This is a genomic window from Eubacterium sp. 14-2, assembly GCF_000403845.2.
In the GTDB taxonomy this organism is placed as follows: Bacteria; Bacillota; Clostridia; order Lachnospirales; family Lachnospiraceae; genus Petralouisia.
The window spans coordinates 306,021-329,016 of sequence record NZ_KE159568.1; the positions used below are offsets into that span (position 1 = coordinate 306,021).

18 protein-coding genes are annotated in these 22,996 nt (G+C 48.0%); all 18 read right to left on the reverse strand.

The annotated features are described in order from the left end of the window. Positions 1 to 168 precede the first annotated feature (168 nt). Positions 169 to 1,524: an MATE family efflux transporter gene (locus C805_RS18630; RefSeq protein ID WP_016215524.1), complete on the reverse strand. Its 1,356-nt coding sequence runs from the start codon at positions 1,522 to 1,524 to the stop codon at positions 169 to 171. An 8-nt stretch (positions 1,525 to 1,532) separates the two neighbouring features. Further along, entirely contained in the window at positions 1,533 to 2,630 is a 1,098-nt protein-coding gene (gene ychF / locus C805_RS18635) for a redox-regulated ATPase YchF (RefSeq protein WP_016215525.1), read from the reverse strand. A gap of 128 nt (positions 2,631 to 2,758) precedes the next feature. Beyond that, on the reverse strand, positions 2,759 to 3,490 hold the full coding sequence (locus C805_RS18640) for a thiamine diphosphokinase (protein WP_016215526.1): 732 nt from the start codon (positions 3,488 to 3,490) through the stop codon (positions 2,759 to 2,761). Positions 3,491 to 3,493: 3 nt separating this feature from the next. Beyond that, complete coding sequence (gene rpe / locus C805_RS18645) at positions 3,494 to 4,147, reverse strand: ribulose-phosphate 3-epimerase (protein WP_016215527.1); 654 nt, start codon at positions 4,145 to 4,147, stop codon at positions 3,494 to 3,496. 20 nt (positions 4,148 to 4,167) lie between these two features. Next, positions 4,168 to 5,046: a ribosome small subunit-dependent GTPase A gene (gene rsgA / locus C805_RS18650; RefSeq protein ID WP_016215528.1), complete on the reverse strand. Its 879-nt coding sequence runs from the start codon at positions 5,044 to 5,046 to the stop codon at positions 4,168 to 4,170. Between the two features lie 15 nt (positions 5,047 to 5,061). Further along, positions 5,062 to 7,137, reverse strand: a complete 2,076-nt coding sequence (pknB, locus tag C805_RS18655) for a Stk1 family PASTA domain-containing Ser/Thr kinase (protein ID WP_016215529.1) — start codon at positions 7,135 to 7,137, stop codon at positions 5,062 to 5,064. Then, positions 7,131 to 7,874 (reverse strand): Stp1/IreP family PP2C-type Ser/Thr phosphatase, encoded by a 744-nt coding sequence (locus tag C805_RS18660; RefSeq protein WP_016215530.1) that lies wholly within the window; start codon positions 7,872 to 7,874, stop codon positions 7,131 to 7,133. Before C805_RS18660 ends, pknB begins: the two co-directional genes overlap by 7 nt. Then, the gene (gene rlmN, locus C805_RS18665; RefSeq protein ID WP_016215531.1) at positions 7,871 to 8,917 is read right to left on the reverse strand and encodes a dual-specificity RNA methyltransferase RlmN; all 1,047 of its coding nucleotides are present in this window, start codon (positions 8,915 to 8,917) and stop codon (positions 7,871 to 7,873) included. The genes C805_RS18660 and rlmN overlap by 4 nt, the downstream gene beginning before the upstream one ends. Before the next feature lie 16 nt (positions 8,918 to 8,933). Further along, positions 8,934 to 10,295 (reverse strand): 16S rRNA (cytosine(967)-C(5))-methyltransferase RsmB, encoded by a 1,362-nt coding sequence (gene rsmB / locus C805_RS18670; RefSeq protein WP_016215532.1) that lies wholly within the window; start codon positions 10,293 to 10,295, stop codon positions 8,934 to 8,936. Between the two features lie 49 nt (positions 10,296 to 10,344). Beyond that, the gene (locus C805_RS18675; protein ID WP_016215533.1) at positions 10,345 to 11,049 is read right to left on the reverse strand and encodes a zinc metallopeptidase; all 705 of its coding nucleotides are present in this window, start codon (positions 11,047 to 11,049) and stop codon (positions 10,345 to 10,347) included. 46 nt (positions 11,050 to 11,095) lie between these two features. Then, on the reverse strand, positions 11,096 to 12,067 hold the full coding sequence (fmt, locus tag C805_RS18680) for a methionyl-tRNA formyltransferase (protein ID WP_016215534.1): 972 nt from the start codon (positions 12,065 to 12,067) through the stop codon (positions 11,096 to 11,098). 28 nt (positions 12,068 to 12,095) lie between these two features. After that, positions 12,096 to 12,575, reverse strand: a complete 480-nt coding sequence (def, locus tag C805_RS18685) for a peptide deformylase (protein WP_016215535.1) — start codon at positions 12,573 to 12,575, stop codon at positions 12,096 to 12,098. Between the two features lie 27 nt (positions 12,576 to 12,602). Continuing rightward, on the reverse strand, positions 12,603 to 14,885 hold the full coding sequence (gene priA, locus C805_RS18690) for a replication restart helicase PriA (protein WP_016215536.1): 2,283 nt from the start codon (positions 14,883 to 14,885) through the stop codon (positions 12,603 to 12,605). Then, complete coding sequence (locus tag C805_RS18695) at positions 14,854 to 16,335, reverse strand: UDP-N-acetylmuramoyl-L-alanyl-D-glutamate--2,6-diaminopimelate ligase (RefSeq protein WP_016215537.1); 1,482 nt, start codon at positions 16,333 to 16,335, stop codon at positions 14,854 to 14,856. Before C805_RS18695 ends, priA begins: the two co-directional genes overlap by 32 nt. Before the next feature lie 194 nt (positions 16,336 to 16,529). After that, on the reverse strand, positions 16,530 to 19,928 hold the full coding sequence (locus tag C805_RS18700; protein WP_016215538.1) for a hybrid sensor histidine kinase/response regulator: 3,399 nt from the start codon (positions 19,926 to 19,928) through the stop codon (positions 16,530 to 16,532). A 214-nt stretch (positions 19,929 to 20,142) separates the two neighbouring features. After that, on the reverse strand, positions 20,143 to 21,231 hold the full coding sequence (locus C805_RS18705; RefSeq protein WP_016215539.1) for an HD-GYP domain-containing protein: 1,089 nt from the start codon (positions 21,229 to 21,231) through the stop codon (positions 20,143 to 20,145). An 83-nt stretch (positions 21,232 to 21,314) separates the two neighbouring features. Next, on the reverse strand, positions 21,315 to 22,295 hold the full coding sequence (gene cbiB, locus C805_RS18710) for an adenosylcobinamide-phosphate synthase CbiB (RefSeq protein WP_016215540.1): 981 nt from the start codon (positions 22,293 to 22,295) through the stop codon (positions 21,315 to 21,317). 19 nt (positions 22,296 to 22,314) lie between these two features. After that, a complete protein-coding gene (locus tag C805_RS18715; protein WP_016215541.1) occupies positions 22,315 to 22,926 on the reverse strand; it encodes a GTP pyrophosphokinase in 612 nt (203 codons plus the stop codon). Positions 22,927 to 22,996 lie beyond the last annotated feature (70 nt).

Consider the following 22,996-nt stretch of genomic DNA (forward strand, 5'->3'; position numbering starts at 1 on the left):
TGTCGCAAAACAACGGCTATGTACAGGATATGGTTTCAAACTCTACAGGTTTCTTCCATATACTGTATATAATCTAAATTTTGCAACAGCCTCTTTTACAGTATTCACCCTTTAAATAAATTTCATAACTCTGCACCTCTGTCTTATACCGGTACAGGTTCGGTTTTCCTACCCCTCCCACTCTCTGGTAATATCTTTCAGCCAACGGAAGCTCTTATAATGGCGGTACACCACAGGAATTTTCCAGAATTCATCCAGACAGAGGATAAAATACACTGCCATGGGCGGCAGTTTCAGCACAAAAGCCGATATAAATCCCAGCGGCACGCTGATAACCCACATCACAATAATGTCGCAGATCATGCCGAACCGGGAATCCCCTCCCGCCCGGAAAATACCTGCAATCAGCAGGGTATTCATAGCCTGTCCCACCACATAATATGCGCTTATCAGAAGCATGAAATCCAGATACCCGCTGGCCCGCTCCGTCAGAGAGAAGAACATAAACACCAGAGGGCGGATCAGCAGCAACACAATCCCGGTCAGTATGCCCACTGCCAGAGTCACCAGGCAGGAGCGTCTGGCGTCCCGTTTCACTACTTCCAGTTTTCCCTCTCCAATCTCGATTCCCAGAAGTACGGAAGCCCCGGCTCCCAGAGCAAAACACAGAATGGTACAGAGATTGCGTACAGTGGAAGCCACAGAACTGGCCGCCACCACATCCGCGTTCATATGGCCCATAATAGCCGAATACAGGGAAAAAGCCACGGTCCAGGCACAGTCGTTAATCAGTGCCGGAACAGCATACTTAAAAAAGTCCTGGAACAGCAGCTTATGGCGGCCAAACATGATTTTAAGGTCTATGGAAAATACTTTTCCCCGGACAGCATCCGCAAGACACAGCAACAGTTCCGCAATACGGGCTGTCACCGTTCCGATGGCAACACCCATCACTCCCAGCTTCGGCGCACCGCCGATTCCAAAAATAAACACTGCGTTCAGTACAATATTCATAAGCAGCGCCGTGGTGCTGATAAGGGTGCTTAAAGGCGCCCGCTCCATACTGCGCAGCGCGCACAGGTATACCTGGGAAAAGCTCATACAGATATAGGAAACGCCGATAATCCTCAGATACCCCGCTCCAATGGAAATCAGCACCTCATCGTTGGTATAAATCCGCATAAGAGCCGCCGGAACAGTCAATGCTCCCACTGCCAGAACAGTGGTAATCACAAAAGCAATTTTTATGGCAATTCCCATGACAGCCTGTATGGAATTGGTATCTTTCTTCCCCCAGTACTGAGACGCCAGCATGGTGACTCCGGAAGAAATTCCGAAAAAAACGCCGGACAGAAGAAACTGGAACTGATTGGCCAGAGATACCGCCGACAGCTCAGTCTGCCCCACATAGCCCAGCATAAATACGTCTGCGGAGTTGACCGCATTGGTAATAAAATTCTGAATGGTAATCGGTATCACCAGCGACGCCAGTGCATGATAAAAACGCCTGCTCTCTGCTTTCATGTTTCCTCCTATACGTTAAACCGGAACAGGATCACATCACCGTCTTTCACCACATACTCCTTGCCTTCCAGACCTACCAGACCCTTCTCTTTTGCCGCCGCAAGAGAACCGCAGTCCAGCAAATCCTGGTAATTTACCACTTCGGCCCGGATAAATCCACGCTCAAAATCAGAATGGATTTTCCCGGCAGCCTGAGGCGCCTTTGTGCCGTTTTTGATGGTCCATGCCCGTGTTTCGTCTTCACCTGATGTTAAGTAACTGATGAGCCCCAGAAGGCTGTAACTTGCTTTAATCAGCTTCTCCAGACCGGATTCCGCAAGGCCCAGCTCCTCCAGAAACATGGCCTTTTCCTCCTCGTCCAGTTCTGCAATTTCCTGCTCAATCTGAGCGCAGATGACAAACACCTCGCAGTGTTCTTCTTTTGCATTTTTCCGCACTTCCTGTACAAATGCATTGCCTGCTCCATCGTCAGACAGCTCATCCTCCGCCACATTTGCCGCATAAATCACAGGTTTTGCGGTAAGCAGGTTATACTCTCTGAACCAGCCTTCTTCATCTTCGTCTTCCAGTTCAAAGGTTTTGGCCAGCTTTCCATCTTCCAGATGGGCCTTTACCCGCTCCAGCAGATTCAGCTCTTTTGCCAGGGTCTTGTCCATCCGGGCGCCTTTGCCTGTTTTGGCAATCCTCCGCTCCAGAATCTCAATATCAGAAAAAATCAGTTCCAGATTGATGGTTTCAATATCCCGTACCGGGTTGATGCTTCCATCCACATGGACAATATTGCTGTCTTCAAAACAGCGCACCACATGGACAATGGCGTCCACTTCACGGATGTTGGAAAGAAACTGGTTGCCCAGCCCCTCGCCTTTGCTGGCCCCTTTCACCAGTCCGGCAATATCCACAAATTCAATGACTGCCGGCGTCACCTTTCTGGATTTATACAAATCTCCCAGCTTCTTTAACCGTTCATCGGGCACAGTTACGATTCCCACATTGGGATCTATGGTACAAAAGGGGTAATTTGCGGATTCCGCTCCCGCTTTTGTCAGTGAATTAAATAATGTACTTTTTCCTACATTTGGCAAACCTACGATTCCCAGTTTCATTTTTCTATATACCTCCTTGAAAATGCCTTAAACCAGGCACTTTTCGTAATTTCTATATCTTACCACATAAGGCTTTATATCTATCATAAAAATCCGGAAAACCAGGGCGTTGTTCTTTCTGAGCACACTCAGTCCCTGGATTCCACCACCAGCAGCACCCCATCCCGAAAGGATATTTCCGCCTGTTCTTCCGTAATTTCATTACTGACTCCCAGAGAATGGTAACATTCCAGTGTATACCCGTCCAGCGGATATTTAAACCCGGTGAGCGTAAGGCCTGTTACCTGAGGGGTAAAGGGCAGAAGAGACACATAATTCCCGTACTGTTCTTCTTTTTTCAGCACCAGCCCTCTGTTGATCATGCGGATTCTGTTATGCGGATCCAGCAGCATACAGTCCACGCCCTGTTCCATGGCCATCCCCAGCAGATGGATATTTCCCATCATATGATCCACCCGGGTTCCGGTGGCTCCCAGAATATGTATGGTTGTGCAGCCCTGGCTGATAGCTGTGCGGATGGCAATTTCCGTATCTGTCTCATCCTTTTCCGGCTGAAACTGTAAGATTACAGGCTTCTTCTGTTCCTTTTCCTGCTGCTTTTTCAAATGTTCCGATTCTTCAGGCTGCAGTTCCGGAACATTTTCTGAAACATCCGTCTTTGGCAGCTTTTTAAAACTCAGAAGGATTTCCGGTTTCACTGAGTCAAAATCTCCTACGATAAAGTCCGGAACCTGATTCTGCCCATAAAAAAATCCCATGCCGGAATCCACAGCAATGGTAATATCACAGGAATGCTGCTGCATATAAGAAGCGGCAAACACTCTGTCCAGATACCCGCCGCTGACAATCAGTGCTTCCATCTCTTATTCTCCCATCTGTTTCAGAAATTTTCTCACATTTTCAGAGATGTCTCCCTGAAAAACTGCATTTCCGGACACCACAATATTCGCGCCGGCCTCCAGTACCTTTCCCACATTTGACAGAGTAATCCCTCCGTCCACCTCGATATCTGTATTAAGCCCTCTGCGGTCCAGAATGCGGCGCAGATTCCGGATTTTTTCAAGCACATAGGGAATAAACTGCTGACCTCCAAAGCCCGGATTTACTGCCATCAGCACCACCATATCCAGTCCGGGAAGCAGATATTCCAGCACGCTCAGATCTGTGGCCGGATTCAGCGCCACAGAAGTACGCACGCCCTGTTCCCTGATTTTCTCCAGAGTCCGGTCCAGATGGCGGCAGGCCTCTGCATGAATGGTAATCACATCGGCTCCGCAGTCTGCGAAGTCCTGAATATAACGTATGGGCTCTTCCACCATCAGATGAACGTCAAAAACCTGTCCGGAACAGGGACGAATTGACCGGATTACCGGCATACCCACTGAAATATTTGGTACAAATGTTCCATCCATCACATCAATGTGAAGATATTCCGCTCCTGCTTCCTCCAGTTCCTTTACCTGCTGGCCCAGACGGGAAAAATCCGCTGACAGTATAGACGGCGCTAAACAGTTCATACATTTTCTCCTTCGATTTTCTAATATTTCTTTCTGTTTTTCAGTTCTTCGTAAAGTATCGTATAATTTTCGTAACGGGAAAGGCTGATTTTCCCTTCCTCAAGAGCCTGCTTCACTCCGCAGTCCGGCTCCTTTACATGACTGCAGCCCTGAAACCTGCAGCAGGGCTCATATTCTCCAAATTCCCGAAAATAGTCTTTCAGTTCCTGTGCTTCTATTCCGGTCAGGTCCAGAGAGCTGAATCCCGGCGTATCTATCATATACGTCCGGTCCTGAATGTAAATCAGCTGGGAATGGCGGGTGGTATGCCTGCCCCGCTCAATTTTTTCACTGATGGCCCCTGTTTCCATGGCTGCCTTTGGCTGAAGCAGGTTAATCAGGGAAGACTTTCCCACACCGGAAGGGCCTGCCACCGTAGTGGTTTTCTGATCCAGCACCTGAAAAAGCTGGTCCAGTCCCTGCCTGTTCACAGCACTGGCAAAGAGAATACGATAGCCGCAGCTCTCATACATCTGCCTGAGCCTGTGAAGTTCCTCCTCTTTTGCCAGATCCTGCTTGTTAAAACAGATTACCGTTTCCACCTGCTGCTGTTCCATCATAATCAGAAACCGGTCCAGGAGATTAAAATTGGGTTTTGGCTTATCCACCGCAAAAATCACCAGGGCCTGATCCACATTGGCCACGGCCGGACGCACAAGTGCATTGTTCCGGGGCAGAATCCTGATGATATTTCCGGTCTGCTCTTTCTGGCTGATAATATCAATTTCCACATTGTCCCCTGCCAGGGGTTTTATTTTCTCTTTTCTGAAAATTCCTTTTGCCCTGCACTCAAAGATTCCGGCTTCCCTTACATGTACATAATAGAAGCCGGCAATCCCTTTTATAATTTTTCCCTGCATATTCCACTTCCCGCATCAATTCTGTGTAAATGCAATACCGTCTTTCGTGGTCTGGTCTTCTTCTGTGATTTCCGCATCGTCTTCATCCAGATACGTCCATTTCCAGTCAATCACAAAATATCCCTGGCTGCAGTTTTCAATATTGGACACATTTACCGTATAGGGGAAAGAAGTGGCTTTCCAGCTGCTGATTACATCTTCTCCCTCTGATTTATACAGTGTAATTCTGGCCTCCACGCGGCTTGCATTATCCGGAATGAAATTCGGAAGCTCAATGGAATAATTATTCAGCGAATAATATGTGGTGGTTATCTTTTTGCCCAGACTGATGACCAGTGTAATCTGCGTACCTTTTTCCACTGTTTTTCCAGGGGTAAGGCTCTGGCTGATTACATTACCCTCCGGAATATCGTCTGCATAGTCGGAAGATGTGCTTACCACCTCAATGCCTGCCGCTTTCAGTTCTTCTCTGGCCTCTGCCTCCGGCTTGTTCCGCACATCCGGCACCTGGAAAGTTTCCCGGCCCTTACTGAGCATTACAGTAACCGTATCGCCTTTTTTCGCCTTTCCTCCCGCATCCGGGTTCTGGGATATTACCTGGTCATTGGGGATGGAGTCGTCAAACTGGTAATCGAACACAGGTACCAGACCGGCGCTGCGCAGGGTGGATTCCGCTTCACTTTTGGACTTTCCCTTTACATCCGGTACGTCAAATTCTCCCACACCGCTGCTGATTATTACCCGTATGGTGGTATTCTTATCCACCATGGCTCCCTGTTCCTCGCTCTGGGACACAATCTGGCCTTCCGGATATTCCTCGGAAGATTCTTCTCCGCCTTTCTCAATGCCAAGCTGGATTTTCTTCAGCTCCTCCATTGCCTCGTCGTAAGTGTAGCCTTTCAGATCTATCATTTCCACCTTTTCGGACTCTTCTTCCTGCTGTGTCTCATTTTCTACCGGTTTCTTTTCTTCTTCTTTTTTCCGGTCGCCGAATTTAAACAGGCCCATAAAACTGCCGCCGATATACACAATAATCATAACGATAATAACAGCAGCCACAATTCCCATAATGGTCACCGCTTTTTCCATTTTGGGATTCAGAAATCCCTCGTCATCTTCCTCTTCTTCCGGTTCTTCTTCGTCTTCCTCTTCTTCCTCGTCCTGGTAATAAATGCTTCTGGTCTGTTCTTTGATGCTCTCCACTTCATCGGGTTTCATAACCCTTGTTTTATCCTGCTGGCCTAAAGGCACCATTACCACAAAGTCCTCATCCGGGCTGATCAGGGCCTTTTTCAAATCCATCAGCAAATCGCTGATACTGTTGTAACGCCTGTCCGGACTTTTCTGGGTACATTTCAGAATGATTTTCTCAATGCTCACCGGCAGACTGGGCGCATAGGCGCTGGGCACCACCATTTCCTCCTGCAAATGCTGGATGGCCACCGCCACCGTGGATTCTCCGTCAAAGGGCACCCGTCCGGTTACCATCTCATACATAACGATTCCCAGGGAATAGATATCGCTTTTTCCGTCAACAAATCCATTTCTGGCCTGCTCAGGAGAAGCATAATGCACCGAACCCATCACGTCAGAATTGATGGTATTGGTATTTGCAACTCTGGCAATGCCGAAATCTGTCACTTTTACTTTGCCTTCTGTGGAAATAATAATATTCTGAGGCTTGATATCCCGGTGAATAATATGTTTGTTATGAGCTGCTTCAATGCCCCGGCCTACCTGAATGGCAATGCTGACAGCCTCTTTAAAGGAAATCTGGCCTTTCTTCTCGATATATGTTTTCAGGGTGATTCCTTCCACATATTCCATAACAATATAATGGACGGAATTTTCACTTCCCACATCATAAATATTCACAATATTCGGATGTTCCAGTACCGCCGCAGACTGAGCTTCTGTCCGGAACTTTGTGACAAAGTTCACATCCTCGGAAAATTCCGGTTTCAGTACCTTGATTCCCACAAAGCGGCCAAGGGTATGGTCTTTCGCTTTGTAGACATCCGCCATTCCTCCGGACCCTGCTTTTCCCACTATTTCATATCTGTCTCCCAGATAGATTCCCTCTTTTAACATGCTTTCACCTCACCTGAAAATGGTTCTGTCAAAATCACTGTGATATTATCATTTCCGCCATATTCATTGGCAGCATCTATCAGCTCCTGCATGGCTTCCCCAATGTCCTGATTTTCATTTATAATCTCAAAAATTTCATCATCTTCCAGCATATCCGTCAATCCGTCGGAACACATCAGAATCCTGTCCCCGTCTTTTAACTCCACCTCAAAAAAATCCACCTCAATCTCCCGGCCTCCGCCGACGGCTCTGGTGATAATATTCCGGTCCGGGTGAATTCTGGCCACTTCCGGGGAAATCTCCCCTCTGCGCACCATCTCCTGCACATAGGAATGATCCCTTGTAATCTGTTCCATACTATTTCCCAGTATATACAGGCGGCTGTCACCCACATTGGCCACGCACAGTTCTCTGTTCTGCATGGTTGCCACTACCACAGTAGTCCCCATACCTTCCAGATCTATATCTGTCCGGGCCTTTTCCATCACTGCCTGATTGGCCTGTACAATTGCTTTCCGAATTACGGCCACAGGAGAAACCTCGCTGCTGGTTCTTACCGCATTTACAATTACTTCCACGGTATATCTGGAAGCATAATCTCCCGCATTGTGGCCGCCCATACCGTCTGCCAGGATAAACAGATTCGGCAGATTCCCAACCGGTGTTTCCGAGATGTACATGTAATCCTGATTCATATCGCGTCTTCTTCCTGTATCTGTTCCGGAAAAAGTCCTCATACCTCTCCCTGCCTTTCTGAAAATCCTTTTCTCAACTGTCCACAGGCCCCGTCTATATCCCGGCCCATTTCCCTTCTTATAGTAACATTTATTCCATATTTTTCAAGTTTATTTTTGAAATTCAAAACCATCCGGGGTTCCGGCTGACGGTAATTCCGCTCTTTGACGGGGTTGACCGGAATCAGATTTACATGACAGTTAATCCCTGCAATCAGCTCCGCCAGCCGGGCTGCGTCTGCTTCCCTGTCATTCACACCGGCCACCAGGCTGTATTCAAAGGTAATTCTGCGTCCTGTCTTTTGAAAATAATCCCTGCACGCATCCACCACCTGATGAATCTCATACTTTTTAGCCACCGGCATCAGCGCCAGCCGCTGCTCCTGAGACGAAGCGTGAAGGGAGAGTGCCAGTGTAATCTGCAGCTTTTCTTCTGCCAGCCGGGCCATATTCGGCACAATTCCGCAGGTGGACACCGTAATATTGCGCTGGCTGATATGCATTCCTTTCTCATCCGTCAGAAGCCGGATAAATTTCAGAAGATTCTCATAGTTATCCAGGGGCTCTCCCGTCCCCATCACCACCACATGAGACACCCGCTGACCTGCAGCCCGCTGAATCCGGTACACCTGGTCCAGCATTTCCGAAGGGGTGAGGTTACGCACCAGCCCGTCCAGCGTGGAGGCGCAGAATCTGCACCCCATGCGGCAGCCTGCCTGAGAAGAAATGCACACACTGTTGCCGTGATGGTAACGCATAAGGACACTCTCCACCATATTTCCGTCATCCAGTGCAAACAGGTATTTCTCCGTCCCGTCCACTTTTGAGCGCTGTACTGTTACCTGCCTTAAAGTCACAAGGCGGCAGGTGTTTTTTAAATCTTCTTTTAATTTTTTTGAAATATTCGTCATTTCATCGAAAGAAGCCGCCTGTTTCTCATGTATCCAGGAATAAATCTGTTTTGCACGGAAGGGTTTTTCTCCCAGTGATACCAGATATTCTTCCAGTTCTTTCTGATTCCATGACTTGATATCTTTCTTTTCCATAAATTACATTCCTGTTTCAGCCCTCGTTTCTATCCGGATTTTCCGCTTCCGTACCCTGAAATCTCTGACTGTCTTCTTTTTTTCTGAACCTGGCCAGAAAAAATCCGTCGTTCCTTCCCTTCTGAGGCAATATCTGCTGCTGCCTTTCCAGACAGAATTCCGGAAATTCTGACAGAAACCATGCGGTATTTTCCTCATTTTCACCAGGATTGATGGTACAGGTACTGTACAGAAGGATTCCACCGGGCTTTACATACTGCCGCACCACTTTCAGGATTTCCCGCTGCAGCCCGGCCAGCTTTATGCATTCTTCTTCTGTGATCCGATATCTGATATCTGCCTTTCTGCCCAGTACGCCCAGTCCGGAACAGGGCAGATCTGCCATGACAATATCTGCTTTTTCTGTTTTGTCTCTGTCCGGTATTCTGGCGTCTGCCTGCACCGCCTTCACATTGGAAAGGCGGCTGCGCCTGATATTTTCCTGAATCAGAGATACTTTGTACTCCGTCAGATCTCTGGCTTCCACCTGTCCGGTTCCCTCCATCAGTTCTGCCGCATGAATACTTTTTCCTCCAGGGGCCGCGCATACATCCAGCACGAAAGAACCTTTCCCAGGGCTGGCCCACAGAGCTGCCTGCATGGAACTTAAATCCTGCACCTGAAATTTTCCCTCTTCAAAGGCAGGAATTCTTTCCAGAGAATCATAATTTTCCAGAAACAGGACGCCGGACCACTCTTTGTCTTCCCTGACAGAAATTCCCTGGGATTCCAGTTCTCTTATCAGGTCTTCTTTTGTGGTACGCCATGGATTTACCCGAACAGTAGTGGGCATTTTCCCGGAAAATGCTTCCAGAAATCCTTCCACTTCTTCCAGGGAATAAGATTTCAGCCACAGTTCCAGCAGCCACCGGGGCATGGAATAAGCCACAGACAGATACTCCATGACGTCTTTTTCCCGGTCCGGCAGAGAAATCCTGTCCAGATTCCGGCTGATGTTGCGCAAAACCCCGTTTACGAATCCTTTCAGGCTGTAAAAACCTTTTTTTTGGGCCAGCTTCACAGCCTCATTGCAGGTAGCGGAAGGAGGAACAGCGTCCATAAATTTCAGTTCATAGACACTGCTCCTTAAAATGCATCGGATCACCGGCTTCATTTTATTTATTTTCACGCTGGAAAACCGGCTGATTATATAGTCCAGCAATATGAGATTCTCCAGTGTCCCCTGACATACACGTTTGATAAAGCTCCGCTCCTGCTTTTCCAGATAGTGGTATTTGTTCAGGGTATCCCGGATCACCACATGGCTGTATGCGCCATCTTCCATAACTGCCAGTAAAATTTCCAACACCAACTCTCTGCTGTTTACGGTACTGCTCATTACTTCCTCCGGTATCAGCTGCTTTCTTCTGAAACATCTGTCATTCGTTTTAATCGTTTCTTCTGGATGCAATCAGAACCAGACGCAGAAGCTGCAGAATCGAAGCGGCTGCTCCTGCCACATAAGTCAGCGCTGCCGCACTCAGAACCTTCCGGGTGCCCCGCAGTTCCTCTTCTCCCAGAATTCCGGTTTCTCCCAGAATCCGTATTGCTCTTCCGGAGGCGTTAAACTCCACCGGAAGGGTGACAAGCTGAAACAGAACTGCCAGTGAAAAACAAAGGATTCCGATATTGACCAGCATCGTTCCGGTATTGCTGGTAATAAACAGCCCGATGATAATCAGAGGCCATGCTGCAAAGGAACCGAAATTTGCCAGGGGTACAATGGCGCCCCGGACAGTCAGAGGCCCATAATTCTGCTGATGCTGAATGGCATGGCCGCACTCATGGGCTGCCACTCCCACCGCTGCCACAGAGGTGGAGCTGTAGGTGCTGTCCGAAAGGCTTAAGGTTTTATTTCTGGGATCATAATGGTCATTCAGATTTCCGGAAATATGCTGGACAATCACATCATGAATACCTGCTGCATGTAAAATCCGCTCTGCAGCCTGAGCTCCTGTCATGCCTGACATGCTCCTGACTCTGTCGTATTTGTTAAAGGTTGTTTTCACTCTGGCAGAAGCAATCAGACAGATAACTGCACCGATTACCACTAAAATGTAGGTTGGGTCAAAATAATATCCATAATATGGCATATGCAACACTCCTTCCTGTACATGAAATTCTGTTCATGGTTAAGTTTTACAATGACAGGCCTGAGCCCTCTTTCTGCTGTCCGCCCAGGGATTTTCCCGGCTCCAGAGGAAATCCCCGGAGAAATGCATCCGCTGTCATCCGCTTTTTCCCTTCTAACTGAACTTCCTTCAGTGCAAGGATTCCCTGACCTGTCTTAACATGGATGGCATTCCCGGTGACTGCTGTGACAGTTCCCGGCTCTGCCGCCTCAAAGGTTTCTTCCGGTTCTGCAAGGGCTGACCTCCAGATTTTCAGCGTTTTACCGTCCAACTGAGTGTAAGTGCCGGGCCAGGGGCTCAGCCCCCGCACCAGACGTTCCAGTTCACAGGCCGGTTTCGTCCAGTCAATGTTTCCGAACTGCCTGGTAATCATGGAGGTATGGGTGGCCTCCTCATGATTCTGAGGGATATACTCTGCTGTTCCCTGCTCTATGGCTTCCAGCGTCCGGACACACAGCTTTGCTCCTGTCTCTGCCAGACGGTCAAACAGGCTCCCTCCTGTTTCATCTTCCCGGAGCACAACTTCCTCTTTCAAAATCATATCCCCGGTATCCACCCCCTGGTCCATACGCATGGTGGTTACACCAGTCACTTTTTCTCCGTTGATAACTGCCCACTGAATGGGAGCTGCGCCCCGGTATTTCGGCAGCAGGGAAGCATGGACATTGACGCATCCGTACCTGGGCATTTCCAGTATTTCTGCCGGCAGTATCTGACCAAAGGCCACTACTACCATAATATCTGCATTTTTTTCTCTCAGATACTCCACGCACTCCGGCTCCCTGATTTTTGCGGGCTGGTATACTTCCAGACCATGGGCCAGCGCCGCTTCCTTCACAGGCGGAAACTGCATGGCTTTGCCGCGCCCTTTTGGTTTATCGGGCTGAGTCACCACCAGAACAATTTCATGGCCTGCCTGTATCAGATGTTCCAGCGTTCCCACGGAAAAATCCGGTGTTCCCATAAAAATCACTTTCATTCCATCCAGCTCCTTTCCAATGTCTGTGCTATGCTTCTTCCTCTTCTTCCTCCTCCACTTCATGGAGAGGCCCTTCTACCTTTTCCACATACATGCGGCCTTCCAGATGGTCTATTTCATGACAGAAAGCCCTTGCCAGAAGCCCCTCTCCCTCCAGTTCAAACCGCTCCATGTTCTCATTCCAGGCTTCAATTTTCACATAATTGGGTCTTGTAACCACACCGGCCTTCCCAGGCAGGCTTAAGCAGCCTTCGTCTCCGGTCTGCTCCCCCCGGCAGGCTGTGATCCGCGGATTGATCAGAATAAGGGGGCCCTCTCCCACATCAATCACTACCACACGTTTTAAAACCCCTACCTGAGGCGCCGCAAGGCCCACACCGTTTCCTTCATACATGGTCTCTAACATATCTTCAATCAGTTCTTTCATTCTGGGAGTTACCTCTTTTACCTCCCTGCATTTTTTCGTCAGTATTTCATCGCCCATCTGGCGGATAGTCCTCAGTGCCATGTTCCTTCCTCCTTTTTTAACCCTTTTTTAAAATCCACTCATGGGATTAAAGTCAAACTGTATCACCATATTTGCAAATTCCCGGTGAGTGCTGACAAACCGTTCCAGTACGTCTTTGATTTTTACCAGTTCCTGATAGTCTGCATGTTTAAAATATATCACTTTTTTATAAATATCCTTCACCTTTGCCACAGAGGCGCTGGCCGGCCCTATTACCGACAGTCCCGATATTTTTCCGTCTTCCTGCGCCTTGCGTACCTTTTTACTCAGAAGCTCCGCGCTTAAAGCTGCTGTCATCTCATCCCCGGAAGCCACCAGCATTACCATCATATGGCCGCAGGGAGGATAATTCATCATACTGCGCAGCGCAATTTCCGTCTCATAAAACCGGACGTAATCCTGCTCTTTTGCCAGTTCAATACAGTAATGCTCCGGATGATACGTCTGAATCACCACTTCTCCGGGCAGAGCACCCCGGCCTGCCCGGCCCGCTGCCTGGGTCAGAAGCTGAAAGGTACGCTCCGCCCCGTGATAGTCGCTGACATACAGGGACAAATCTGCTGCCAGTACCCCCACCAGCGTCACATTGGGAAAATCATGGCCCTTGACAATCATCTGGGTACCGATTAAAATATCTGCCTCCTGATTTGCAAAGGCTGACAGGATTTTCTCATGGCCTTCCTTATTCCGGGTGGTATCAAAATCCATCCGCAGTACCCTTGCTTCCGGAAATTTCTTTTTTACAATCTCTTCTATTTTCTGGGTGCCCGCTTTAAATCCGCTGATATATCCGGACCCGCATTCCGGGCATACTTTTGGCGCTGCCTCCTCATGGCCGCAGTAGTGGCACACCATTTTCCCGTTGTTGTGCTGGCTTAAGGCCACGTCGCAGTGAGGACATGTGAGCACATGGCCGCAGGCCCTGCAGGACACAAATCCCGCCATTCCCCGGCGGTTGATAAAAAGCATAATCTGCTGTTTCTGTTCCAGACGGTCTTTCATCAGCTCCTGAAGCCGTTCACTTAAAATAGAACGGTTCCCCTGTTTTAATTCTTCCCGCAAATCCACAATCTCACACCTGGGCAGCGGCTTTTCTTCAATTCTTTTTTCCAGCTTCAAAAGGATATATTCCCCTGTCATTCCCCTGTAATAGCTGTCAAGAGAAGGCGTGGCAGAACCCAGCACCACGCTGGCTCCCGCCATTTTTGCCCGCTCAATGGCTGTTTCTCTGGCATGATAGCGGGGCAGTGTCTCGCTTTTATAGCTGGTTTCGTGTTCCTCGTCTATGATAATAATACCCAAATTTGAAAATGGTGTGAACAGGGCGGAACGGGGACCGATCATCACGTCCACATCTCCCCGTTTTGCCCGTTCAAACTGGTCGTAACGCTCTCCTGGGGACATTTTGGAATTCAGAATGGAAACCCGATCTCCAAAGCGCTGATAAAAACGCATGACGGTCTGATAAGTCAGAGCAATTTCCGGTATCAGTACAATCGCCTGCCTGCCGCTGGCCGTCACTTTCTCAATTAACTCTATGTAAACAGCAGTTTTACCGCTTCCGGTCACACCGTGAATCAGCCAGGTATGATGATGTCCCTGTTCAAATTCCTGCCAGATACGGTCTGTAATCTCCTGCTGCTGCTCATTCAGTTTAATGGATCTGTTCTCTTTTTTCATTCCCTCAAAGGGGTTCCGGTACATCCTCTTTTCTTCCACATGAAGGATTCCCAGCTCTCCCATGGCCCGGATAACGGAAGCTGTCATATTCAGTTTGCCTGTTACCACCTCATAAGGCAGGGGGCTCTGTTCCATCAGCGCTCCCAGAAGCCTGGCTCTTGCTTTGTGGTTCTTTTTTTCAAACAGGGCAAGCTGTTCTTTCGCCTGTTCACTGCTCAGTTCCAGTACCACAAAACGCTGCTTTTTTTCTTTTGCCTTCTGTTTGACGGGAAGCACTGTTTTCAGTGCGTGGTTCATGGTTCCCCCGTAATTTTTCCGCATCCAGCCCGCCAGGGCAATTAGCTGGGATTCAATGGGGATACTCCCTTCCACCAGGCCCTCAAGGTCTTTGATTTTCGCAGTATCATACTCCGGCGTATCCGTCAGTTCCACCACATAACCTGTGGTTTTACGTCCGCCGGCTCCAAAGGGAATTTCCACCTGCATCCCCACCGCAAGTTTCTGCTGCAAATGCTCCGGTACCCTGTACTGAAACACTTTATCCAGTTTTTCATGAGAAATATCAATTACAATATTGGCATATTCTGCCATCCCTGCATCACCTGTTTTCTTTTTCCTGTGCCAGTTCATCCTGAACTTCCTGAATCAGCACGCGTTCATCCATAGGGTACTTTTTGCCTGCAATCTCCTGATAATCCTCATGGCCTTTTCCTGCAAGCACAATGACATCTCCCGGCTGGCCATGCACAATGGCATATCTGATGGCCTCTTTCCGGTCGATAATTTCCACATACGCTCCGCTGGTTCTTGCCATCCCGGTCTTAATGTCGTCGATAATTGCCTGAGGCTCCTCAAATCTTGGATTATCGGAAGTGATAATGCTAAGATCCGCCAGTCTGCCGGACACTTCTCCCATCTCATAGCGGCGCAGCTTCGAGCGGTTGCCGCCGCAGCCGAACAGGCAGACCAGCCTGCGTGGTTCATATTCTTTCAGCGTAGTTAAAAGGCTTTCCAGACTCATGGCATTGTGGGCATAGTCAATCATCAGGGTAAATTCATCCGATACCGGAACCATTTCAATTCTGCCTTTTACTCTGGCCACTTTCAATGCCTGTCTGATATACTCTCCCGACACCTGAAAATGGCGGCAGACAGCTATGGCAGTCAGAGAATTGTACACACTGAATCTGCCCGGCACATCAATCTCCACGTCCAGCTCCACCAGTCCTTCTGTGGTATAGGCCACACCCAGATATCCGGGACGTTTCACAAGGCTGATATCCACGGGACGCAAATCTGCCTCCGGAGAAAATCCAAAGGTCTCAACTTCGCAGGTATGGCCTTCCAGAATCTGCTCCCAGTGTTCATCGTCCCTGTTGACAATCCCTCTCCTGCACTGACGAAACAGCATACGTTTGCATGCCAGATATTCTTCAAAGGAAGCATGTTCATTGGGCCCGATATGGTCCGGTTCAATATTGGTAAAGATACCGATTTCAAAGGTAAAGCCTGCAGTGCGATGCATCATCAGCCCCTGAGAAGACACTTCCATCACCACGCACTGACATCCCTTTTCCACCATTCGGCGAAAATAATCCTGCAGAATATAGGACTCCGGAGTGGTATTGTTCGCCGGAATCACCTCATCTCCGATAATAGCTTCAATGGTTCCGATAAGACCTGTTTTATAGCCGGCATGTTCCAGGATGGATTTCACCATATAGGTAGTGGTGGTCTTACCCTTTGTCCCGGTGATTCCGATTACTTTCAGCTTCTCTGCCGGATGATGAAACCAGGCCGCAGAAGTCACCGCAAGACCATACCGGGTATCTGTTACCTTTATCACTGTCAGGGAGTCCGGCGCTTCCACATCCTGCTGTACCAGCACTGCTGCTGCCCCTTTCTCTGCCGCTTCTGCAACGTATGTGTGTCCGTCTGCAACGGTTCCCTTAATACATACGAAAAGACAGCCTCTGGTTATTTTTCTGGAATCATATACAAGTTCTGTAATTTCCAACTCCGTTCTTCCCTGCACTACCGTGTAGTTCAGATGTTCCAACAGCCTGTTTAACTTTTCCATTGTAATTCCTCTCTTCCAAAAGCATACTCGTTTTATTATATGATATATTTTTCAATTTGGCAAGTTTCGGGATCACAGATTCAAAAAGACTTCCCTTCAGAACAAGAAGAATCCTGCCTGGCAGGATTCTTCTTGTTCTCCTTATTTATCAGCGGAAGCTGCTGCAATATATTCTGCCAGACTCCACATTCCGATTATCCAAGAAATTTTTTCAGCATGTCCATAAAAATATCCATATCCAGCGGCTTTGCGATATGGGCGTTCATACCGTTTTTTAAAGCTGCTTCCTTGTCTTCTTCCAGCGCATTGGCCGTCATTGCAATGATGGGCAGGTCTTTTACATCTTTTCTTTGCATGTTACGAATGGTCCTGGTAGCCTCATAACCGTTCATAATGGGCATCTGCACGTCCATCAGAACCACGTCGTAATAATTTTCCTGCGCATCTCTTACCATAGCCACCGCGTCTGTTCCATCCGGCGCCGACTCCACAACAAAGCCTGCTTCTGTCAGAATGATTTCTGCAATTTCCCGGTTCAGCTCAATGTCGTCTACCAGCAATACCCGCTTTCCGCTGAAATCAGCCTGCTGCCATACAGCTGTCTCTTCTTCCTTTTCAGACGGACTGTTAGCAGACAGAAGAGCAGATTTCAAATCAGACATAAAGAGAGGCTTTGCACAGAAAGCTGTTATGCCGGCCTCCATAGCTTCTTCTTCGATATCCGTCCAGTCATAGGCTGTCAGAATAATAATGGGTACGTCATTTCCCACTACGCTGCGGATTCTTTTGGCAGTTTCCAGACCGCTGGTTTCCGGCATCTGCCAGTCAATAATATAAGTATGATAGGCATCTTCATCTTCATATGCGCTTCTGGCACGATAAATAGCCTCTCTGCCGGAAGTGGTCCACTCCGCCCGCAGACCGATTTCCTTGAGCATTTTGCTTACGCTGTCGCAGGTATTGATATCATCGTCCACCACCAGCGCACGCTGGCCTTCCAGTTCTTTAATCAGCTCCGCATCTTTTTCCACATCCTGCAGTTTCAGAGTGAATTCCACCGTAAAGGTACTTCCATGCCCCACTTCGCTTTCCACTCTGATGGTACCGTTCATCATTTCCACAATATTTTTCGTAATGGCCATACCGAGGCCTGTCCCCTGAATTCCCGACTGGGTGGCGCTTGCTTCCCGCTCAAAAGGTTCAAAAATATGTGCCACAAATTCCGGCGCCATACCGATTCCATTGTCCTTAATTGTAAAAATATAATCGCCGTACCCATGACGGAACGTGCTTTTCTGGGTAATCCGGAAAGAAATGCTTCCTCCCGCCGGCGTATATTTCACCGCATTGCTCAGAAGATTGATAAATACCTGATTCATTTTCAGGGAATCCGCAATTACATCTTCATTGACCACTTCAAAGGTATCAATAAACAGTTCTAACTGTTTCGCCTTTACCTGGGGCTGAATGATATTTACCAGATTATGCATCATCTCGGAAATGTTGCACTCCTGCTCCTTAATCTGCACTTTTCCGCTTTCAATCCTGCTCATATCCAGAATATCATTAATCAGGCTGAGCAGATGATTACTGGAAGAAAGCACTTTCTGGAGACTGTCATGCACCTGTTCTTTGCTGTTAATATGGCTCAGCGCTATAGTTGCAAACCCGATAATGGCATTCATGGGAGTACGGATATCATGGGACATATTAGACAGGAATGTTGTCTTTGCCCGGTTGGCATGCTGTGCCTGCATCAGGGCATCCTGCAGCGCCTGGGTCTGTTCCCTCTGTTTCTTTTCACTCTCGGTAATGTCTTTTGTCACAACCATCACCATAACATCGCCCGTATCATCATCCTGTACCATAAGGAAGGACTGGCGGACACAGACCTGTGCACCGGTGGGATCCTGTTCCCAGTATTCCACATCCGCTTCCCCTTCTCCCTGGGCAAAACACTCTTTCAGGTATTCCAGAGACGTCCTGGCATCATAATTTTCCAGAGATTCCGGCAGTACAAACTTCCTCCAGGAGGCAAAACATTCGGAAGCTCTGCAGGGCGCTTTAAGACCTGCCTCCTTCAGCATGGAAATTTTCTTTCCATGGATGGTTCGGATAATATCATTCTCTATCATGTCTCTGGTAAGGTTAAAATCAAAGGTACACAGTGCATTGGAGGTAATGGCTATCCGATACTGCCTTTCCTTGCGGTTTGCAAGGGACATCTCCGCCTGTATAAGCAGTTCCTTTTCCTTTAATTCCGTAATATTCTGGCGGCTGAACAGAACCTTGACAGCCCGGCCCTCTTTTCTTTCCAGACACACCACATTGATATGTGCCCATTCTACCCGGTTCTCTTTCATCACCTGACATTCATGGCGCAGGTCCTCATGCTCCATCAGGGACTGAATCATGGATTCTCTGTCCATAAATTCCGCAAATTCCTCACGTTCGCTTTCTTCCGTCAGCGCATTGTACAGATATTCATAAAAATCCCTGTACGCTCCTGTCTCTGCCAGATTACTGTCCTCCGGCCGGCTTCCTGCCAGATAGCGATAGGTATCTTTTTCAAAATCCACCATGACAAAACGGGGAAACAACGTATTAATCCCCTTAATAATATAACCCATTTCCTGATTTTCCTGTTTCAGCAGTTTCTTTTCCCGCTTTGAACGGAAAAACAGCGCCACAATATAAATGGCAAACATGATAATCAGAATGATTTCCAGCTGGATTCCTACCAGATTTTCATCGTCTATCATGGCCTGCGTCACCGTTTTGGGAAACGTCTGCACAAGGACATATTCGCTTTCAGGAAGATACATCACGCAGATATTATCTGTTTTACATTGGGAATCACAGACAAAAACCCCTTCTCCCTTTTCCGTAAAGACCTTTCGGGCATCCTCCGCCGTCTTCTGGTCAATTACATTTTCACTCATCAGAATTTCCAGTACATCTCCTGTATATTCCCTGTCATCTGAGCTGGCAATCACACTTCCGTCCGGCATACAGAGATAAACCCAGGCGTCCTCTCCGAAATAGGTGGTCTTTAACATTTCTTTCAGATTCTCTTCTGCCAGAAAGGCTCCCCGGAGCACGCCGATAATCTGGCCATAATAGTACACCGGCGAGTAAAAACAGGCCATGGGTTCATCAAACAGATACGGGTCAAATATGATGTCCATCCCGCTTCTTCCTTTGATACCGTTCTGGTAAAAATCCCTTTGGGTAACATCCGCAATCCGCCCGTCCGAGGAATGGTCCTTTCCTTCCGCATCTGTATAAATCAAAGCGTTAAACAGATGGCTGGAATTATCTTCGATTCTCTTCAGCATTTCCGCAGACACCACAGGTTCCTGCAGACTTTCCTCCAGAAAATACGCGTAAGCGGTAATCAGACTGCGGGCATTTTTCAGCTTCTCATCTACTTTATCAGCCGTCAGATGAGCCGAATCCGCAGCATAGTTCTTGTTTCGCTCTATCATACGCCTGCTGTTGTTCGTTGTAAACCACTGAAACAGTATAATAACAGCAATCAGCAGAACGAAAACGTATGCCATTCCCTGTAACGATTTTTTTCTTCTTATCACCAGATTTTCCTCCCTGATTTCCTGCAGGCACTCTGCTTTTTAAAACACCCCCGGAAGACAGAGACATCTTCCGGGGGTGATTCTGTTCTTCTGCAGGAAAATCCTGGATTTTCTCCAGAAGAACAGTCCTTATCACACTGCAGCGGATGCGAAATATACCGCAAAACAGCCCGCTGCAGACGAAGAATCCCGCCTGGCAGGATTCTCTGTCTCGTTAATTTTTCACATCTGCAAAGGACAGTTTCGTCTCTGTTGCGTGAAAAAATTCTTCTTTTGCCAGTCCGAAGCAGTCCAGAACCGTAGGTGAAAAAGTACCGCACTCTCCATCTGTAATCATGCGTGCCGCTTCGTTTACTTCATAGGGTGCCTTATATACACGCTTGCTGACCAGCGCGTCATATACATCCGCAACGGAGACCACCTGAGCCCAGATGGGAATTTCATCTCCTGAAAGACCGTCCGGATAACCCTTTCCATCGTACCGCTCGTGATGATACCGGCAGATTTCATAACAGTAACGGTAAAAAGCATCTTCCTCCTGTTTGAAATTCTCCAGAAGCTCACAGCCATATATGGTATGTTTCTTAATCTCTTCAAATTCATCCTTCGTCAGTTTTCCAGGCTTCAGAAGAATGCTGTCCGGAATGGCAATTTTACCCAGGTCATGCAGTGCGGAGGCGCTGATAATCAGCTCCACATCTTCCTCTGACAGCCCGTACTCCGGATAAAATTTCACCAGATATTTCAGCAGTACTTCCGTATAATATTTCACCCGCTGTATGTGTTCTCCGGATTCCAGACTCCTGAATTCCACCACAGAACTGAGAGCATTTACCAGGAAATCATTGTTCCGCTTCAGCTTCTCCCTGCTCTCCCGAAGCTGTCTGGTACGCTTCTCCAGTTTCTTTTCAATATCAATCCTGTGGGAAAACAACTCTATAATATTCATGGCACGCCGCATAACCACTTTGGGTGTAAAGGGCTTGTATACTATATCAGAGGCACCGTATTCATATGCCTTTAACTCCGTATCCACAGATGCTTCTCCTGTAATGATGACCACCGGAATATATTCCATATAGTTCTTCTCCACCATATATTCCAGCACATCCAGCCCGGACTTGCCCGGCATGATAACATCCAGAAACATCAGTACAATCTGATCTCCCTTTTCCTCCAGCAGTTCTATGGCCCCGTCTCCGTCTTCTGCCTCCAGAATCTCAAACTGTTCTTCAAAAATAAACTTCAGCATCTCACGGTTTATATCTACATCATCAACAATTAATAAAGTGTTCCTTTCCATGACTTCTCCTTTGCCGCAATTACTCCTATATGCCCCGATTATATCATAACTTATTTCCGAAATCAACAGCCGGAAACTCTCCGTTAAAAAATCACCGCAATCAAAAATCCCTTTATGCCCAGCAAAAACACAGCACATAAAACTGCCGTAGCATACATCAGGCGTCCGCTTCTTCTGATGTCCTCCGGTTCCACCGGACGGATATCATCTCCGATTGAAGGTTTTTCATGCTTTTTGCCGAAATACCAGGCATCCCCTGCCAGACGCACCTGTAAAGCTCCTGCCATGACAGCTTCCGTCTGGGCAGAATTAGGGCTTGCATGACAGAACCGGTCCCTCCGGAAAATCCGGAAAGCCCCGCAGATATCCAGCCCGCAGAAAGGACAGGCCAGTATCATCAACAGGGCGCTGATTCTGGCAGGAATAAAATTAACCACATCATCCAGAACTGCCGCCGCTGTGCCGAAATAACGGTACCTGTCATTTTTATACCCCACCATGGAATCCATGGTGTTGACGGACTTATAGAAAAATCCCCCCGCACCTCCAAACAGGACCATATAAAACATGGGGGCAATCACTCCGTCTGAGGTATTCTCCGCCACAGTTTCCACCGCTGCCCGAACCACTCCTTCTTCGCTGAGCGTATCCGTATCCCTTCCCACAATCATGGACACCGCTTTTCTTCCTGCCTCAACTCCCTCTGTTTCCAGAGCTATCCGGACATTTCCACTCTCCTTCCTCAGAGACTTTGCTGCCAGAAGGGCACCGCATATGACAGCTTCCACCCCGATACCCAAAAGAATATGGACATGGTAGCAGGCCAGCAGCAGGCCAAGGGGGATCAGTGTGGAACATCCGGTCACCAGGACCACCAGGATTCCTCCGGCTGCCCGCTCCCCTTTCGGAGTCCGGGGAAATAATTTCCGAAGCCAGCCCTCTGTTTTGGAAATCAGCGCTCCTATGGCCTGTACCGGGTGATACCACCCAGGAGGGTCACCGATGATAAAATCCAGCAGAATCCCCACAAATAACGCGGCAGCAGAACAGATATACAGATTCATTTTCTTCTCCTCCCCTTACTCAGTGTTCCAGCAAAACCGCATGTCCGTCGCTGTACTGCTCAAACCTGCTCTCAATTCTTACCAGGTGTTCCGCATATTCTTTCAGTTCCGCCGCCAGCTTTTCCCTGTCATCCCGCTCCATTTTATAAAGTATCCGATGCTCCATGCTGGCCCAGAAATCCATGGACATGGTGCGGAACTGAATTTCCACCGGAAAGTATTCCATTCCGTCCAGACAGTACACCGGAATCCCCACAATAATATGGTAGCTTCGGTATCCGTTGGGTTTCGGCTCAGATATATAATCACATTCCCGGATGACAATCAGATCCACCTGTCGCTTCAGCGCATCCACAAGATTATAAATGTCCTCCACAAAATAGCAGATTACGCGTACGCCTGCAATATCCTGCAGATAGTCTTTGGCATTCATCACCGTGGGTTCCTTTTCTTTCTTCCTGAGTTTCTCCTCCATGCTTTCTTTTTCCTTAATCCGGTTCTGGATATTATGGATAGGCTGACCGGAAGATTCACTGTAAAGATTATGTTTCAAAACGTTTAACCGGGCCAGCAGCACCTCGCTGGCATCTGCATAAGGCTGAATAAACGTATAATATTCCTCATTCGTCATTGGTTTCTGTTGTTCCTCCTCTATATTATGGGTAAATTATACCAGACCTCAGGCAAAAAGATATAAAAAA

Excerpts from the sequence above, each read along its gene's own strand:
- C805_RS18630 (WP_016215524.1), bottom strand. The coding sequence starts at position 1,524 with ATGAAAGCAGAGAGCAGGCGTTTTTATCATGCACTGGCGTCGCTGGTG.
- ychF (WP_016215525.1), bottom strand. The coding sequence starts at position 2,630 with ATGAAACTGGGAATCGTAGGTTTGCCAAATGTAGGAAAAAGTACATTA.
- C805_RS18640 (WP_016215526.1), bottom strand. The coding sequence starts at position 3,490 with ATGGAAGCACTGATTGTCAGCGGCGGGTATCTGGACAGAGTGTTTGCC.
- rpe (WP_016215527.1), bottom strand. The coding sequence starts at position 4,147 with ATGAACTGTTTAGCGCCGTCTATACTGTCAGCGGATTTTTCCCGTCTG.
- rsgA (WP_016215528.1), bottom strand. The coding sequence starts at position 5,046 with ATGCAGGGAAAAATTATAAAAGGGATTGCCGGCTTCTATTATGTACAT.
- pknB (WP_016215529.1), bottom strand. The coding sequence starts at position 7,137 with ATGTTAAAAGAGGGAATCTATCTGGGAGACAGATATGAAATAGTGGGA.
- C805_RS18660 (WP_016215530.1), bottom strand. The coding sequence starts at position 7,874 with ATGAGGACTTTTTCCGGAACAGATACAGGAAGAAGACGCGATATGAAT.
- rlmN (WP_016215531.1), bottom strand. The coding sequence starts at position 8,917 with ATGGAAAAGAAAGATATCAAGTCATGGAATCAGAAAGAACTGGAAGAA.
- rsmB (WP_016215532.1), bottom strand. The coding sequence starts at position 10,295 with ATGAGCAGTACCGTAAACAGCAGAGAGTTGGTGTTGGAAATTTTACTG.
- C805_RS18675 (WP_016215533.1), bottom strand. The coding sequence starts at position 11,049 with ATGCCATATTATGGATATTATTTTGACCCAACCTACATTTTAGTGGTA.
- fmt (WP_016215534.1), bottom strand. The coding sequence starts at position 12,067 with ATGAAAGTGATTTTTATGGGAACACCGGATTTTTCCGTGGGAACGCTG.
- def (WP_016215535.1), bottom strand. The coding sequence starts at position 12,575 with ATGGCACTGAGGACTATCCGCCAGATGGGCGATGAAATACTGACGAAA.
- priA (WP_016215536.1), bottom strand. The coding sequence starts at position 14,885 with ATGAACTGGCACAGGAAAAAGAAAACAGGTGATGCAGGGATGGCAGAA.
- C805_RS18695 (WP_016215537.1), bottom strand. The coding sequence starts at position 16,335 with ATGGAAAAGTTAAACAGGCTGTTGGAACATCTGAACTACACGGTAGTG.
- C805_RS18705 (WP_016215539.1), bottom strand. The coding sequence starts at position 21,231 with ATGGAAAGGAACACTTTATTAATTGTTGATGATGTAGATATAAACCGT.
- cbiB (WP_016215540.1), bottom strand. The coding sequence starts at position 22,295 with ATGAATCTGTATATCTGTTCTGCTGCCGCGTTATTTGTGGGGATTCTG.
- C805_RS18715 (WP_016215541.1), bottom strand. The coding sequence starts at position 22,926 with ATGACGAATGAGGAATATTATACGTTTATTCAGCCTTATGCAGATGCC.